Source organism: Qipengyuania xiapuensis (assembly GCF_019711395.1).
In the GTDB taxonomy this organism is placed as follows: Bacteria; Pseudomonadota; Alphaproteobacteria; order Sphingomonadales; family Sphingomonadaceae; genus Qipengyuania; species Qipengyuania xiapuensis.
In genome coordinates this window covers 819514-833729 of record NZ_JAIGNL010000001.1, presented here as the reverse complement: position 1 = coordinate 833729, position 14216 = coordinate 819514, and the positions used below count along the sequence as shown (strand labels likewise).

Here is a 14216-nt window from a genome sequence, read left to right as displayed (position 1 = left end):
TCAGCCGAGTACCCCGCGTTTGCGCATGCTCCAGCTATAGAACAGCAAGAAAAGCGCCGCGCCCCAGATAGTCAGGCGCTGCACCTCGTCCACCGGCACATCCCAGGTGATTTCGTAATAGGTCGTCCCGACGAGGCCGAGCAGCGACACCACGAATACCGGAACGGCAAAGCGGGATCGGGCCAGGAGCAGGAGCGAGCCCGCGAGGCCGCCCCATACTCCGAAAGCCCATGCCCCGTTCGACCATGCCGGTGCAGCCTCGAGTGCAGCGACCATTTCCGGCGGCGCAGAGGCCAGAGTCTCGGGATCGCGGGTCATCGCCATCGTGTAGATGTAGCAACCGAAGCCGTTCCACAGCACGCCGAGCGCGCCGACCAGCCAGAGATGCCACGGGGTGTTCGCCCCGTCAGCGCTCACTTCAGCACGCCTGCAGCCGTCATCCGCCGCGAGTACCACGCAAGCAGGATGATCGAGAGCCAGATGACCGCGGTGAAGATCCACATCATCGGCGAAGCGAGTTCGGCCGGCATTTCGGCGCCCATCGTGTAGATCGTCGTACCGATCAGGCCGAGCAGCGAGACCACGAATGCATGGAAGGCGAAGCGGCTGTGGAACAGGAGCAGGAGCGAACCTGCCAGCGCTCCCCACACACCGAAGGCCCAGAAGGCGTCGGCCCATGCGGGGAAGCCGGTGTAGTACTCCACGAGCGTCTCGACCGGCACGCCTGCATTCTCTGCGCCCGTCGTCAGGTAGTCCATGTTCCGCGTCTGGGTCATGGTGTAATCATAGGCGCCGCCGGCATTCCAGAGCGTCGCGACGATACCGATCACCCACAGGTGCCAGGGTGTCTTGGTTGCGGTTTCCATACGATTTCTCCCCTCTCGCGTCCCTCGGCGCACAGACTAGCGCCAAGCGCGGGGGACGCAAGCGGTTGAGAAATCTACAGGCGTTCGATCTTCTTCGCGAGTTCGTCGACGAGATCGACGATTTCGCGAACCGTCTCGTCGTCGAGCTTGCCCGAACGCGCGCGGTTCTTGAGGACGGTGGCGAGGTTGCCGACGGCGCGGAACATCTCGGGCGTCGCATAGGCGCGGCGGTGCTCGCCGTGGCCCGCAAGCCGTTCCATCAGGCGCTCGACCTCCTCGGCGCGTTCCTCGAGCTCCTTGCGGCCCGCATCGGTAGCTTCGTAGGCCTTGCGGGTCTCATCGCCCTTGGCAGGCGTGATTGCGCCTTCGTCCTCGAGCAGCGAAAGGGTCGGATAGACGGTACCGGGGCTCGGCGCGTAGCTGCCGCCGGTCAGGTCCTCGACCGCCTTGATCAGCTCGTAGCCGTGGCGCGGTTCATCCTCGAGCAGCTTGAGCAGTACGAGCCGCAGCTCGCCCGCGCCGAACATCCGGCGACGGCGTCCACCACCGCGCTTTCCGAAAGGACCGCCCGGGCCGAAAGGGCCATCCGGACCGAAAGGACCGTCGGCGCCGAACGCGTCGCCCCAGCCGCCCGCGACATGGACGTGCGGCCACATGCCCATCTTGCGCAATTTGCGCAGCTTTCTCATTTTCCGTGCGCTGTACATGATCTCTCCTAGCGACATCTTCGATATTGCTAAGATATATCTTAATGGACACAGTGCAAGTCGCCACTGCAAATCCTCGGCGAACGTCCTATGTGAGCCGACCAATGGCCGACCTTTTTCCAGACGACCTGCCCCAGCAGCCCAGAGGCGACGAACTGCGCGAGGATGCGCCGCTCGCCGACCGGCTGCGCCCTGCAACGCTCGACGAGGTGATCGGCCAGGACCACCTGACCGGGCCGGAGGGTGCGATCGGTCGGATGGTTGCGGCAGGCCGTCTTTCCAGCATGATCCTTTGGGGACCGCCCGGCACCGGCAAGACGACGATTGCGCGCCTGCTCGCCGACAGCGTGGGCATGCGCTTCGAAAGCGTATCGGCGGTGTTTTCCGGCGTGGCGGACCTGAAGAAGGCCTTCGCAGCAGCCGACAAGGCCGCCGAGGCGGGACAGCGCACGCTTCTGTTCGTGGACGAGATCCACCGCTTCAACCGCGCGCAGCAGGACGGTTTCCTGCCCTTCGTCGAACGCGGGACGGTGACGCTGGTCGGCGCCACGACCGAGAACCCGAGCTTTGCGCTCAATGCCGCGCTGCTCAGCCGCGCACAGGTGCTCATCCTCCAGCGGCTAGACCATGATGCGCTCAGCCAGTTGCTCGACCGGGCAGAGGGCCTCGAAGGCCCGCTCCCCCTCACCCCCGAGGCCCGCGATGCGCTGGTGGCGAGCGCCGATGGCGACGGACGCTTCCTGCTCAACCAGGCCGAAACGCTCTACAATGCGAAGATCGAGGAACCGCTCGATCCGGCGGCGCTCGGCAGCTTCCTCCAGCGCCGCGTCGCTGTCTATGACAAGGACCGCGAGGGGCACTACAACCTTATTTCGGCGCTGCACAAGGCGGTGCGCGGCAGCGATGTGCAGGCGAGCCTCTATTATCTCGCGCGCATGCTCACCGCGGGCGAGGAGCCGCGCTTCCTCGCGCGCCGCCTCGTGCGCATGGCGGTCGAGGACATCGGCATGGCCGACCCGCAGGCGCTGGTGCAGTGCATGGCGGCCAAGGACGCCTACGAGTTCCTCGGCAGCCCCGAAGGCGAGCTCGCGCTGGTGCAGGCCTGTACCTATCTCGCCACCGCGCCCAAATCGAACGCGGTCTACAAGGCGCAGAAATCCTCGTTCAAGAGCGCGAAAGAAACCGGCAGCCTGATGCCGCCGCAGAACATCCTCAACGCGCCGACCAGGCTGATGAAGGATATCGGCTACGGTTCGGGCTACAGTTACGATCACGATGCCGATGACGGCTTCTCCGGCGACAATTACTGGCCCGAGGAAATGGAGCCGCAGAGCTATTACGAACCGGTAGAGCGGGGCTTCGAGCGCGAGGTGAAGAAACGGCTCGACTATTGGGACAAGCTCAGGCGCGAGCGTGCCCCACGCTCAAGCAGCGAAGCGTTCGCGCAAGACAGGGATGGCTAGGCGCTTCGGCCACTTCCTTGCCATCGACTGGTCGGGAGCGAAGGGTCCGCGCCAGAAGGGCATCGCCATGGCGATCGCCCATGCGGAAGGCGGCCCGCCGATCCTCGTCGATCACGGCTGGTCGCGCGAGGATGTGCTCGGTGTCCTGCGCGACGAACTGCCCGATGACACGTTGGTAGGAGTCGATCTCGGCATTGCCCTCCCGCATGCCGATTGCGGCGACTATTTCCCCGGCTGGGCGGACACGCCCGAAGACGCTCCCGCGCTCTGGTCGCTGATCGACGACATCGCTTCGGACGATCCCAATCTCGGTGCGAACAGCTTCGTCGCGCATCCGGAGCTGCGCCCCTATTTCCGCGACGGCAGCGATACGGGCGCCTACTTCACCTGTGACGGCGCCGATCACGGCCGCGGGCGCTTCCGCATTACCGAGCACGCGCAAGCGGAGATGGGCTGCAAACCCTATTCGAATTTCAACCTCGTGGGCGCAGCGCAGGTCGGCAAGTCGAGCCTGACCGGCATGCGCATGCTGCATCGCCTGCGCGGACACCTGCCCGTCTGGCCGATAGACGGTCTCCCCTCCTCGGGCTCGGTACTGGTGGAGATCTATACCAGCCTCGCCGCCCGCGAGGCCGGACGAAGCGCCGCCAAGGCCAAGATGCGCAGCTACGAGGAGCTCAACTCCGCGCTCGAAGTTCTTGGATCATCCCATGTGCCGACGCGCGGCACGGTCGACGACCACGCCACCGACGCGCTGCTGACCGCGGCATGGCTGCGCAAGGTCGCGAGCGAGCCGGAGCGCTGGTCGCCCCGGGATATGACCGAAGAAATCGCCCGCACCGAAGGCTGGACCTTCGGCGCGCTCTAGCGATCAGTAGGAATAGTGGCCGCCGCGTTCGAGACGCTCGATCAGCTTGCTGTTTTCCTGTTCGATGATCTGCGGGATCAGGAAGGCATCGACGAGCCACCAGATGCCCAGCACGGCCCAGCCGATGAACAGCGGCAGCCAGCCAAGCAGGCAGAGCAGCAGCTGCGCCACGCCGCTCGGGATACGGCCAAGATAGAAACGGTGCGCCCCAAAACCACCGAGAAAGAACCACAGCAGGTACGAAACGCCCGTCGATTTCTTGCTCGATTCGAACTTCAACTGCGTACGAAGATTATCGTCCACTTCAACCCCCTCAAAGTATTCGTCGGAAGCATAAGTGACAGCTAATTATTCACAAGTCATGAAATTCATATTTCAGGCAGTCTTCCACTAAAAACCGACCATCCGGTTCTTCTTGCAATAGATGCGAGCGCCTTTGCGCCGAGCAGGCTGGTCCCGGCGCGGTTTAGCCCCGGCGACCACACCGCGATGGCTGCCCTGCCCGGGACGCTGGCGAGGATACCTCCTCCGACCCCCGACTTGCCGGGGAAGCCGACCTCGAAAGCGAACTGGCCCGAATTGTCGTAGTGACCGCACAGCAGCATCAGCGCGTTGATGCGCCGCGCCCTGCTCGCGCTGCACATGGCCTGCCCGGTGACGGGATCGGTCCCGTCGAAGGCGAGGAACAGCGCGCTTTCCGCCAGTTGCCGGCAACTCATCGCGAGCGCGCATTGCCGGAAGTAGACCGAAAGTACGTCCTCGACCGGGTTCAGGAGGCGGCCGAAATCGGCGAGGAACCACGCGAGGCTGCGGTTGCGCGATCCTGTCTCGCTTTCGCTGCGCGCGACCTCGGGATCGAAGTTGATCTCCTCGTTGCGCCCCATCCTTCTCAGGCGCGCAAGAAGATCGTTCACCGCCTCGTCGGGTGACCTGTCACCGATGAGACGGTCGGTCGTCACCAAGGCACCCGAATTGATGAAGGGATTGCGCGGGATGCCCTTCTCGCGCTCGAGCTGGACGATCGAGTTGAAGGCATTTCCCGAAGGCTCGCGCCCGACAGCATCCCACAAGGCAGCGCCTTCGCGTTCGAGCGCCAGCGCAAGCGCGAAGACCTTGGAAATCGACTGGATCGAGAAGGCCTCGTCGGCATCACCGGCGCAGGCAACCTGGCCGTCGCGGGTCGCAACGGCGATGCCGAACTTGTTCGGATCGACCTGCGCGAGAGCAGGGATATAGCTTGCCGGATTGCCGCAGCCGCGCTCGTCGGCGAGTTCGGCCCAAGTGTCGTCAACGATCGCTGATAGATCCATCGCGCCATGCGATAGGCCGCTAGCAAGAGAGGTGCAATCATACTGGACGCAGGGCGAATTTTCGCCCAAAGGGCGCAGCCGCAAACGCGCCCGAGTGCCGGCTTAGCTCAGTTGGTAGAGCAGTTGATTTGTAATCATCAGGTCAGGGGTTCGACTCCTCTAGCCGGCACCACTTCCCCTAGCGCGCCCACCCCTTCGATTTGCATCATGCCCGGCCAGTCTGCTTCCGCGATTCATGACTTTTGTCCGCCGGCACGAGGCTGTCGAGAGCTGATCGAGCCATGACGCAGCATCCCCGCGGCCTTTCCGGAAATTCCGATGGAGACGGCCACACTTGCCGGTTCGCTTGCAGCAGCCGCGAGAGATGTTACGCAGCGGCGCAATGCTGACCTCGGTCTATCCCGTACGCGCCATTCTCGCGGCGATATTCATGCTCATGGCGGGCAGCGGCTTCCTGTCGACCCTGATCGCGGTCCGGCTCGAACAGGCGGGACAGTCGGCCGGGATCATCGGTCTCGTCGCGACCGCCTATTTCGGCGGATTGATGCTCGGATCGCTCCGTGTCGAGCGGATGATCGCCTCCGTCGGCCACATCCGCGCCTTCGCCGCATTCGTGACGGTCTATTCGGCGAGCAGCCTGACCTATGCCATCATCGACCAGCCCGCAGTCTGGACCGGTCTGCGCTTCATCGACGGTTTCGCAATGGCCGGCGTTTTCGTTTGCCTTGAAAGCTGGCTCAACCAGCAGGCCAGCCCGACCAGCCGCAGCACGATCCTCGCCACCTACATGATCGCGCTCTACGCCGGGCAGGCAGCGGGGCAATTCCTGCTCAACCTCGGCGAGAATTCGCCCGACCTGCCCTTCATGATCTCGGCGATCCTGCTCTCGATCGCGCTACTGCCCATCCTGCTGACGAAGATGCAGCAGCCGGTCATCGAGAGGGTCGCCCCGTTCTCGGTCCGCGAGCTCTACGAAGCGTCGCCGCTCGGTATCGTCGGGACGCTGGCCACGGGCGCAATGCTCGGCGCGTTCTACGCCCTCGGCGCAGTCTACGTGCAGCGCATCGGCATGGATATCTCGCAAGTCGCGCTGTTCACCTCCTGCGTGATCGCGGGCGGCGTGGTGCTGCAGTATCCGCTCGGCATCCTGTCGGACCGTTTCGACCGGCGCATGGTGCTGAACGCCTGCTTCATCGCCGTCGCCGCAATCTGCGCCGTCATGGCGCTGCTGCCGCTTTCGCCCTTTGGCACGATCACGCTGGGTAGCCTGTTCGGCGGGTTCGCCTTCGCGCTCTACCCGCTGTGCGTGGCGCATTCGAACGACCACCTGTCCGAAGACGAGCGCATTGGCGCTAGCAGCGGCCTCGTCCTCGCCTATTCGGTGGGCGCGGTTGCCGGACCGATGATCGCCTCGCTCGGGATGGGAACGCTCGGACCGCCCGGCCTCTTCGCCTCGATCGGCACGCTGGCGGTCATGGGAGCCCTGTTCGGCCTCTGGCGGACCATCGCGCGCGCACCCGTCCCGGCGGAAGACCAGCAGGCCTTCCAGAGCCTGCCGCGAACCACGCCAATGGCCGCCGTCCTCGAGAGCGAAGACGAGCCGGAGTAACGATAAGTGAAGGCCGGACTGCCCGAAGGCGGCCCGGCCCCGTCGGGGTACAGCGCCCCCTCTTTATTCCTGATCGCTTACTCGGCGATCTCGTCATCCGACGGTTCCGGCGTGACTTCATCGCCGCTGGAAGCCGATCCGCTACCCTCGCCAGTGATCAGCGCGCTGCCGCTACCGGTGAGATTGGCTGCGGGGATCGCGGTCGGTCCGTCACGAGTATCGACGACCAGCTCGCGGATCTCGCCGCGGCGCGTGGCAACGATGTCGCGGACATTGCCGAGCTGCTCGCCAGAGGGAAGGTAGACCGGCATACCCGGAGCGACGGCAAAGGCGCCTTCTCCGTCTGCCGCGCCGCTGCCTGCAAGTGCGAGCATGCCATTGTCGAGCGAGCCTGCGCCCGAAGCCGCACCATTGGCTGCGCCTGCGACGCTGCCGGCCTGACCAGCAAGGCCCGAGGCCCGCTCGCGTGCCGCACCGACTGCAGGGGTGGCGAGGTTGCGGACGGTGGACACTCCGTCGCGGGCCCGGCCCACGGTGTCACCGGCGGCGCTGCGCACCGCGTCGGTGCCGATCAGCTGGGCATTCGCGCTACCCGAACCCGAGGCGCTTCCGGAGCCCGACGCGTCGCCAGTGACCATGCCGGCCGGCGTTTCGAGCAACTGGCTGGCGGTCGCATCGAGCCCGGCGTCTAGCGAGCGGTTGATCGAGATTTCGCCGCTGTCGCGGTCAACCTTCTGATCGCCATTGGTCGAAGCGTTGCCACGAACTGCACCGCGAGTGGTCGAGCGGATACGATCGGTCGAACTGCGCAGCGTGGTGTCGACCGTGCCGTTGATCGTGCCGGTCACGCCGCCGAGACCGCCACCGCCCAGAAGCTGGGCATGTGCAGGAGCTGCGATGAGAGTGAGTGCCGAAGCGGCGAGCATGAGATGTTTCATTGTGTTTCCCTTTCTATCTTTCTGGCGAATGCGAAATCTTCGCTTGGTGCATCCGCTTGAAAGGAAAACGGGCGGGGTCTTCCGCTTAATCCAAATTATCTCGAGAAATTTCTCAGCGCCCCGTGCAGGAGGCGCAGACCAGGCCGCGGCCGAAGGTTTCATCATGCCCCTTCCGCCCGAGGTCTATCGCTTCGCCGTCGAGGACGCCGCGCCAGTCGTTGCCCCGTGCGATGGCCTGCGAGGCACGTGCCGCGACCAGCGGTGTGGCAAAGGACGTGCCGCGCAGTTCGATACGATGGCCCTTGGCATTGCGTCCGTAAATGTCAGCGCCCGGCGCTGCGTAATCGAGGTGGAGCGCACGGCCCGCCTCGATGAGTGCACGCCGCTTGCCGTCGACTGCAGTGACAGCAACCACGCCCTTGTAGGAAGCAGGATAGGAAGGCGGGGATGCGGGGCCGTCATTGCCGACAGCCGCGACCACGACCACGCCCTTGCGCTGGGCCGCGGCGATGGCGCGGCCAAGGACCGCATTGCGCGGCCCCACAAGGCTGATCGTCACCACCTTGCTGCCCTTTGCAACCAGCCAGCCGAGCCCCTTGGCCATGGCGAGTGCGTTCCCGCCTGCCTTGTCTGTTCCATAGACATCTGCGACGCGGATCGGCCCGGCACCTGCGTAGGCGAGGAGCGATGCGACAGCGCTACCGTGATTGCTCGGGTAAGGAGCTCCTTTCGCAAATCCGCGCATTTCGGAGACCTTGACTGCGGAACTGGGCGCGCCATCAATCATGCCGACCGGCGCCCCTGCGGAACTGGTCGAAGAAGCAGAGAGCGCAAGCGTTGCCACACTCGCATTGCCCGATTGGAAATGCAGGTTGTCGGCGGAAATCTCGGCACCGGGAAGAATGCCGCGCAATCTCATCTCGGCATCGGAAAGGCTCATGCCTTCGGGAACCCCGAGACGTATGACAGCAAGGTCCAGCCCTTCGATGTTCTCGCGGGAAAGGACAGTGAAGCCATCCTGGTTCGCGCGCTCCAGCGCCTCCGCCGGCGCATCCATGACCAGCAGTTCACCCCGGCGCGCGGGCGCTCCGCTTGCGTCCAATTCGATTGCATCGCTGTTTCGCCTCACGAGACGATTGATCCGCCGAAGCCGGTCACGGGCCAGCCTTTCGACCTGCCGTTCGATCTCGCGCGTGCTCCGGTCGAGAGTGTCATCGACCTGGTCGAGCACGCCGCCGACATCCGGCACACCGATCCGAGGCAGCGAAACCTGCGCAGCCAAGGGGGCCGTGAGCAGCGCGAAGAGCGCACAAATGAGGAAAAGGGGACGCATCGCTCTGTCGGTACTCCACTAAAACGCATTAAGCATGGATGAAACGCACCGGATCATCCGTTTAATCCCTGGAAGGCAAAGACACTGAGCACATCGTTCGAGTCCGACTTGCTGGCCCTGATGCCCCGACTGCGCCGTTTCGCAGTCGGGCTCGCCGGCAATCATCCCGACGGTGACGATCTTTGCCAGATGACCATCGAGCGCGCCCTGTCCAACCGGTCCAAATGGGCCGAGGGCACGCGGCTCGACAGCTGGATGTACCGGATCATGCGCAATATCTGGATCGACGAAGGCCGCAAGGTTACGCGGCGCCGCGAGACTTTCGTCGCCGAGGAAGCCGGCGCAGGCGTCGGCGGTGACGGCGCACAGGAATCGGCAGTGGAATTGTCCAATATCGACCGCGCCATGCAGAAACTGCCCGAAGACCAGCGCGAAGCCGTGCTCCTCGTCATGGTCGAAGGCTACGCATATAAGGAGGCCGCCGAAATCGTGGGCTGCCCCGTGGGGACGCTGAATTCGCGGCTCGTTCGCGGGCGCGACGCGTTGATGGGCCTCCTGGGAGAAGCAACATGAGCATCACCAGCGAAGAACTCGCTGCCTTTGCCGACGGCCAGCTTACAGGTGAGCGCGAGGCTGAAGTGGCCGCCGCAGTCGCGGCCGATCCCGCTTTGATGGAAGAGGTTGCCAAGCATCGCGCGCTCAAGGCGATGCTCAAGGGCCATTTCGAGCCGATCGCCGAAGAACCGGTCCCTGGGCACCTAGCGGCAATGTTGCAGCCGGCTGCAGAGACCGAAGCTTCGGCCGAAGTCGTCGATTTCGCGGCAGCAAAAGAGCGCCGCGATGAGAAGCGCAAGATGCCGCGCTGGGGCTGGATTGCCGGCCCAGCCCTCGCTGCTTCGCTCGCCATCGCGGTATTCTTGCCGCGCGGCGATGAAGGACCCGAAGGCTATGCCGATGCCGAGCTCGCCTCCGTGCTCGATCAAGCGCTGGTGGCAGAGCAGCAGCGCGGTGCCGATACACGCATCCTGCTGAGCTTCCGTAACGACGACGCCGAATTCTGCCGGGCCTTCAGCGGGTCCGAAGGTGGCGGTATCGCCTGCCGCGACGAGACTGGCTGGAAACTGGAAGCTCTCGGCGAAAGCAGCGAAGCCTCGGGAACCGAATACCGCATGGCTGGCGCTGGCGATGGCGAGATTCTCGCGATCGCACAGGAACTCTCTGCAGGGCCCGCCCTCGATGCCGGGGCCGAAGCGGCTGCTCGCGAAGCAGGCTGGCGCTAGGACCCGTTCTCAATTGCATCAGTGAAGGTCGCGCTCCCCAACGGGACCGCGACCTTTCTTTTTGCGCAATTCGCCGCAGGCACGAAAAAGGAAGGACCGGCGGGTCGACCGGTCCTTCCTCGAGGGTCGGCCTCGCGCAGGGACACGCGAGGCCGTGGGACTTGGTTTTCGAGATTATTCGACCACGATCACCTGGCCGTAGCGATAACCGCGCTCGGCCATTTCCTTGATGTAGTGCTCACGTTCTTCCTTGAGCTCGTGACCATATTCTTCCCACGCATCACGCAGGTCTTCGATGTCAGATGCGCGGCGAAGGTCGCTGGTGAGTTCCTTCTGCGCTTCGGTGATGTCGATGCGGTAGTCGAACCAGAAGCGGTTCTCGATGCCGGCGATCGGGCTGGTGAAGATCAGCGCTTCCTGGTCGCGCGCGTACTTCTCTTCGTGCAGCATCGGCACTGCGGCAGTCGCGGCAGTGGCAAGGCCGAGGGCGATCATCGGCAAGGTGGCGGTGAGTTTCATGACGTTCTCCTTTTGCTGCCGGGCGCCCCTGCGACCGGCTTGAAAGGAAAACGGACCTCGTTTGCGATTTAATTCATCTGGCGTGCGATAAATTTTCGCCCGCGAGCAGAATTGCCGTCTTTTCCGGCCCCATTCGTTATGCTCGCCATGAATTGGAAAACCGTCTAGGGCGCGCTCCATGCATTTTCTCGACCAAGCCAAGATCTATCTGAAGTCCGGCGCGGGTGGCCCCGGCGCCGTCAGTTTCCGGCGCGAAAAGTATATCGAATACGGCGGTCCCGACGGCGGCAACGGCGGCAAGGGCGGCGATATCGTGTTCCGCGCCGTGCAGGGCCTCAATACGCTGATCGACTTCCGCTACACGCAGCACTTCAAGGCGAAGCGTGGCGATCACGGCATGGGCAAGGACCGTACCGGCGCGGGCGCTGACGACCTGATCATCGAAGTGCCCGTGGGCACGCAGGTACTGTCGGAGGACAAGGAAGAAGTCCTCGCCGATTTCACCGAGGTCGGACAGGAAGTCGTCTTCCTCGAAGGCGGCATGGGTGGCCGCGGGAATGCGAGCTACAAGTCGAGCACCAACCGCGCGCCGCGCCAGCACCAGCCGGGTGAACCGGGCGAGGAAATGTGGGTCTGGCTGCGGCTGAAGCTGCTCGCTGACGTCGGCCTCCTCGGTCTGCCCAATGCGGGCAAGAGCACTTTCATCAACCAGGTCACCAACGCCAAGGCGAAGGTCGGCCATTATGCCTTCACCACGTTGATCCCGAAGCTGGGCGTCGTGCGCCACAAGGGCCGCGAATTCGTGCTGGCCGATATTCCCGGCCTGATTTCGGGCGCAGCGGAGGGTGCAGGGATCGGCGACCGCTTCCTCGGCCATATCGAGCGTTGCCGCGTGCTGATCCACCTGATCGATATTGCGGGCGAAGACCCCGCAGATGCCTATCGGACAGTCAATGCCGAGCTCGAAGCCTATGGCGAAGGACTGGAAGACAAACCGCAGCTGGTCGCGCTGAACAAGCTCGATCTAGCCGACGCAGAACTGGGCGAAGCCTTCGCCGAAGAACTTCTGGCGGCAGGCGCGGACAAGGTTTTCTCCATTTCCGGCGCGACGGGCGAGGGTATCGAGGAACTGCTCGATGCTGTCCTCTCCTACCTGCCCGAGCGGACCTCGACCGAAACCAAGGCCGCCGAGGTGGAAAACACCGAGGAAGACGGCGGCGGCGAGTGGTCGCCCATCTGACGCGCATGACGGTCACCACGCTTTCCGAACTCGCCGAGGCGAAGCGCCTCGTGGTCAAGGTCGGCTCTGCGCTGCTGATCGAGAATGGCAAGGCGCGCGGTGACTGGCTCGCCACTCTGGCGAAGGAACTCTCCGGACTGAAGGCCAAGGGCACTGAGATCATCGTCGTGTCCTCAGGTGCGATTGCGCTGGGCGCCGCGAAACTGGGCCTGCCCAAGGGCGGCCGCGGGAGCCTCGCCGATGCGCAGGCGGCTGCATCCGTGGGGCAAGTCGAACTGGCGCGTCTGTGGTCGGACGCTCTTGGCGCGCATGACCTTGTCGCAGCGCAGATGCTGGTCACGCTGGACGATCTCGAGGACCGCCGACGCTACCTCAACGCTTCGGCCACGCTGGAACGGCTGATCGCTGCGGAAGCCATCCCCGTTGTCAACGAGAACGACAGCGTAGCCACGGAAGAAATCCGCTTCGGCGACAACGACAGGCTCGCCGCGCGCGTGGCACAGGCAGCGCAGGCCGAGGCCGTCCTGCTGCTCTCCGATGTCGACGGTCTCTATGATCGCCACCCCGAAGAAGACGGCGCGCAGCTGGTCGAACGCGTCGAGGGTGTGACCCCCGAAATCATTGCCATGGCCAGCGCGGATTCGACATCGGGCCTCGGCTCGGGCGGGATGATCGCAAAACTGCAGGCGGCCCGCATCGCGGAGCGCGCAGGTATCGCGCTCGCCATCGTCAATGGCACGCACGAGGCACCGATCGCGAAAGCCATCGATGCAGGTCGCGGAACGCTCTTCCTGCCGCAAGGCGACGAGAATGCACGCAAGGCCTGGCTCTCGGGCCGTCTCGCGCCGGCCGGCGTCCTCACCGTCGATGCCGGTTGCACTGCCGCTCTCGCCGAGGGAGCGAGCGTTCTTGCCGCAGGTCTCACCGATGTCGAGGGCGATTTCCGCCGGGGTGACCTCGTCGCGATCCACGGCGCGAAGGGCGAGAGGCTCGGACAGGGTCTCGTCGAATATGCCGCAAGCGAATGCCGCGCCATCCTCGGGCTGAGGGAAGAGGAACAGGCCGAAAAGCTAGGTTACGCACCGCGCGCCGCGGTGGTGCACCGCGATCACATGGTGCGCGCATGACGATCGCACTGACTGGAGCGACCGGTTTTGTCGGCCAGGCGGTGCTCGATGCCGCTGCAAAGGCGGGTTTGCCCGTCCGCGCGCTGACCCGGCGCGAACAGGCACCGCGCGACGGTGTGATCTGGGTCGAGGGCAGTCTTTCGGATTCGCCTTCGCTCGAACAACTGGTCCGGGGAGCGGAGGCGATCGTCCATGTCGCCGGCCTTACCAACACGCCGGATCCCGCCGAGTTCGAGGAAGCCAACGTGATCGGCACACGCAGGCTGCTGCACGCGGCGAAGCGCGCAGATGTGCCCCGCTTCGTCTTCACAAGTTCACTCTCGGCGCGCGAGCCTTCGCTTTCGCTCTACGGTGCGTCCAAGGCCAATGCCGAAGCCTTCGTCGAGACTAGCGGGCTCGACTTCACCATCGTCCGCCCGCCGGCCGTTTACGGCCCGCGCGACAAGGACATGTTCGAGCTTTTCCGGTCGGCGAAATACGGTTTGGTGCCCGTCCCGCCCAAGGGCAGCACCTCGATCATCCATGTCGACGACCTCGCCGAATGCCTGCTCGCGCTCGCCCCTGCCGGAACCGCCACCGGCGCGACACTCGAACCGGATGACGCCCGCAGCGGCGGCTATGAACATGGCGAATTGGCCAAGCTTATCGGCCAGGCAGTAGGGAAGAGGGTGCTGGCACCGAATATCCCCGCCCCGCTCCTGAAGCTCGCGGCCAAGGGTGACCGGCTCCTGCGCGGCGACAAGGCAAAGCTCACGCCCGACCGCGTCGGATACATGGTGCACCCCGACTGGGTGTGCCTCCCCGAGCGCGCAGTGCCAGCCGAGATATGGACACCGCGCCTTCCGGGACCGGAGGGGCTTGCGGCAACTGCCCGCTGGTATGAGCGCGAAGGCTGGCTCTGATCTCCTGCAAAACCCTGTGAAAACGAAGGCTTAGGCCGCCCCGATTGCCTTTGC

At 64.5% G+C, this 14216-nt stretch carries 16 protein-coding genes and 1 tRNA gene; 9 read left to right on the top strand and 8 right to left on the bottom strand.

What is annotated here, in order from left to right:
• The 3 genes from K3163_RS04195 to K3163_RS04185 form a co-directional block, all read right to left on the bottom strand.
• Positions 1-417: a hypothetical protein gene (locus K3163_RS04195; protein WP_221552701.1), complete on the bottom strand. Its 417-nt coding sequence runs from the start codon at positions 415-417 to the stop codon at positions 1-3.
• Complete coding sequence (locus tag K3163_RS04190; protein ID WP_221552699.1) at positions 414-866, bottom strand: hypothetical protein; 453 nt, start codon at positions 864-866, stop codon at positions 414-416. The genes K3163_RS04195 and K3163_RS04190 overlap by 4 nt, the downstream gene beginning before the upstream one ends.
• A 74-nt stretch (positions 867-940) precedes the next feature.
• Positions 941-1555 carry a PadR family transcriptional regulator gene (locus K3163_RS04185; protein ID WP_247712453.1) on the bottom strand — a complete coding sequence of 205 codons (615 nt, stop codon included), beginning with the start codon at positions 1553-1555 and terminating at the stop codon, positions 941-943.
• 122 nt (positions 1556-1677) lie between these two features.
• Here K3163_RS04185 and K3163_RS04180 point away from each other — a divergent pair, with 122 nt between their 5' ends.
• The gene (locus K3163_RS04180) at positions 1678-3036 is read left to right on the top strand and encodes a replication-associated recombination protein A (protein ID WP_221552697.1); all 1359 of its coding nucleotides are present in this window, start codon (positions 1678-1680) and stop codon (positions 3034-3036) included.
• Positions 3029-3904, top strand: a complete 876-nt coding sequence (locus K3163_RS04175) for a hypothetical protein (protein ID WP_221552695.1) — start codon at positions 3029-3031, stop codon at positions 3902-3904. Before K3163_RS04180 ends, K3163_RS04175 begins: the two co-directional genes overlap by 8 nt.
• 3 nt (positions 3905-3907) lie before the next feature.
• Here the strand turns inward: K3163_RS04175 and K3163_RS04170 are convergent, their stop codons facing one another.
• The gene (locus K3163_RS04170) at positions 3908-4207 is read right to left on the bottom strand and encodes a TM2 domain-containing protein (RefSeq protein WP_221552693.1); all 300 of its coding nucleotides are present in this window, start codon (positions 4205-4207) and stop codon (positions 3908-3910) included.
• Positions 4208-4272: 65 nt separating this feature from the next.
• Entirely contained in the window at positions 4273-5214 is a 942-nt protein-coding gene (locus K3163_RS04165) for a glutaminase (protein WP_221429070.1), read from the bottom strand.
• Between the two features lie 96 nt (positions 5215-5310).
• Between K3163_RS04165 and K3163_RS04160 the strand changes: the two genes are divergently transcribed.
• Together K3163_RS04160 and K3163_RS04155 are read left to right on the top strand one after the other, a co-directional pair.
• Positions 5311-5386, top strand: a tRNA-Thr gene (locus K3163_RS04160).
• A 210-nt stretch (positions 5387-5596) separates the two neighbouring features.
• The gene (locus K3163_RS04155; RefSeq protein WP_221552691.1) at positions 5597-6823 is read left to right on the top strand and encodes an MFS transporter; all 1227 of its coding nucleotides are present in this window, start codon (positions 5597-5599) and stop codon (positions 6821-6823) included.
• Positions 6824-6900: 77 nt separating this feature from the next.
• Here the strand turns inward: K3163_RS04155 and K3163_RS04150 are convergent, their stop codons facing one another.
• Together K3163_RS04150 and K3163_RS04145 are read right to left on the bottom strand one after the other, a co-directional pair.
• Positions 6901-7761 (bottom strand): PRC-barrel domain-containing protein, encoded by an 861-nt coding sequence (locus K3163_RS04150; protein ID WP_221429072.1) that lies wholly within the window; start codon positions 7759-7761, stop codon positions 6901-6903.
• A 112-nt stretch (positions 7762-7873) separates the two neighbouring features.
• Positions 7874-9043, bottom strand: a complete 1170-nt coding sequence (locus tag K3163_RS04145; protein WP_221552689.1) for a S8 family serine peptidase — start codon at positions 9041-9043, stop codon at positions 7874-7876.
• A gap of 171 nt (positions 9044-9214) precedes the next feature.
• Here K3163_RS04145 and K3163_RS04140 point away from each other — a divergent pair, with 171 nt between their 5' ends.
• Both K3163_RS04140 and K3163_RS04135 read left to right on the top strand, forming a co-directional pair.
• Positions 9215-9667: an RNA polymerase sigma factor gene (locus K3163_RS04140; protein ID WP_221552687.1), complete on the top strand. Its 453-nt coding sequence runs from the start codon at positions 9215-9217 to the stop codon at positions 9665-9667.
• The gene (locus K3163_RS04135; RefSeq protein ID WP_221552685.1) at positions 9664-10374 is read left to right on the top strand and encodes an anti-sigma factor; all 711 of its coding nucleotides are present in this window, start codon (positions 9664-9666) and stop codon (positions 10372-10374) included. The genes K3163_RS04140 and K3163_RS04135 overlap by 4 nt, the downstream gene beginning before the upstream one ends.
• 174 nt (positions 10375-10548) lie before the next feature.
• Here K3163_RS04135 and K3163_RS04130 read toward each other — a convergent pair whose 3' ends face one another.
• Positions 10549-10893 (bottom strand): hypothetical protein, encoded by a 345-nt coding sequence (locus K3163_RS04130; protein ID WP_221429076.1) that lies wholly within the window; start codon positions 10891-10893, stop codon positions 10549-10551.
• 178 nt (positions 10894-11071) lie between these two features.
• Here K3163_RS04130 and obgE point away from each other — a divergent pair, with 178 nt between their 5' ends.
• Genes obgE through K3163_RS04115 form a run of 3 tightly spaced genes read left to right on the top strand, consistent with a single transcriptional unit; the run spans position 11072 to position 14162 of the window.
• A complete protein-coding gene (gene obgE, locus K3163_RS04125; protein ID WP_221552683.1) occupies positions 11072-12133 on the top strand; it encodes a GTPase ObgE in 1062 nt (353 codons plus the stop codon).
• A 5-nt stretch (positions 12134-12138) separates the two neighbouring features.
• Positions 12139-13260, top strand: a complete 1122-nt coding sequence (gene proB / locus K3163_RS04120) for a glutamate 5-kinase (protein ID WP_221553960.1) — start codon at positions 12139-12141, stop codon at positions 13258-13260.
• Entirely contained in the window at positions 13257-14162 is a 906-nt protein-coding gene (locus K3163_RS04115; RefSeq protein WP_221552681.1) for an NAD-dependent epimerase/dehydratase family protein, read from the top strand. Before proB ends, K3163_RS04115 begins: the two co-directional genes overlap by 4 nt.
• Positions 14163-14216: the final 54 nt, after the last annotated feature.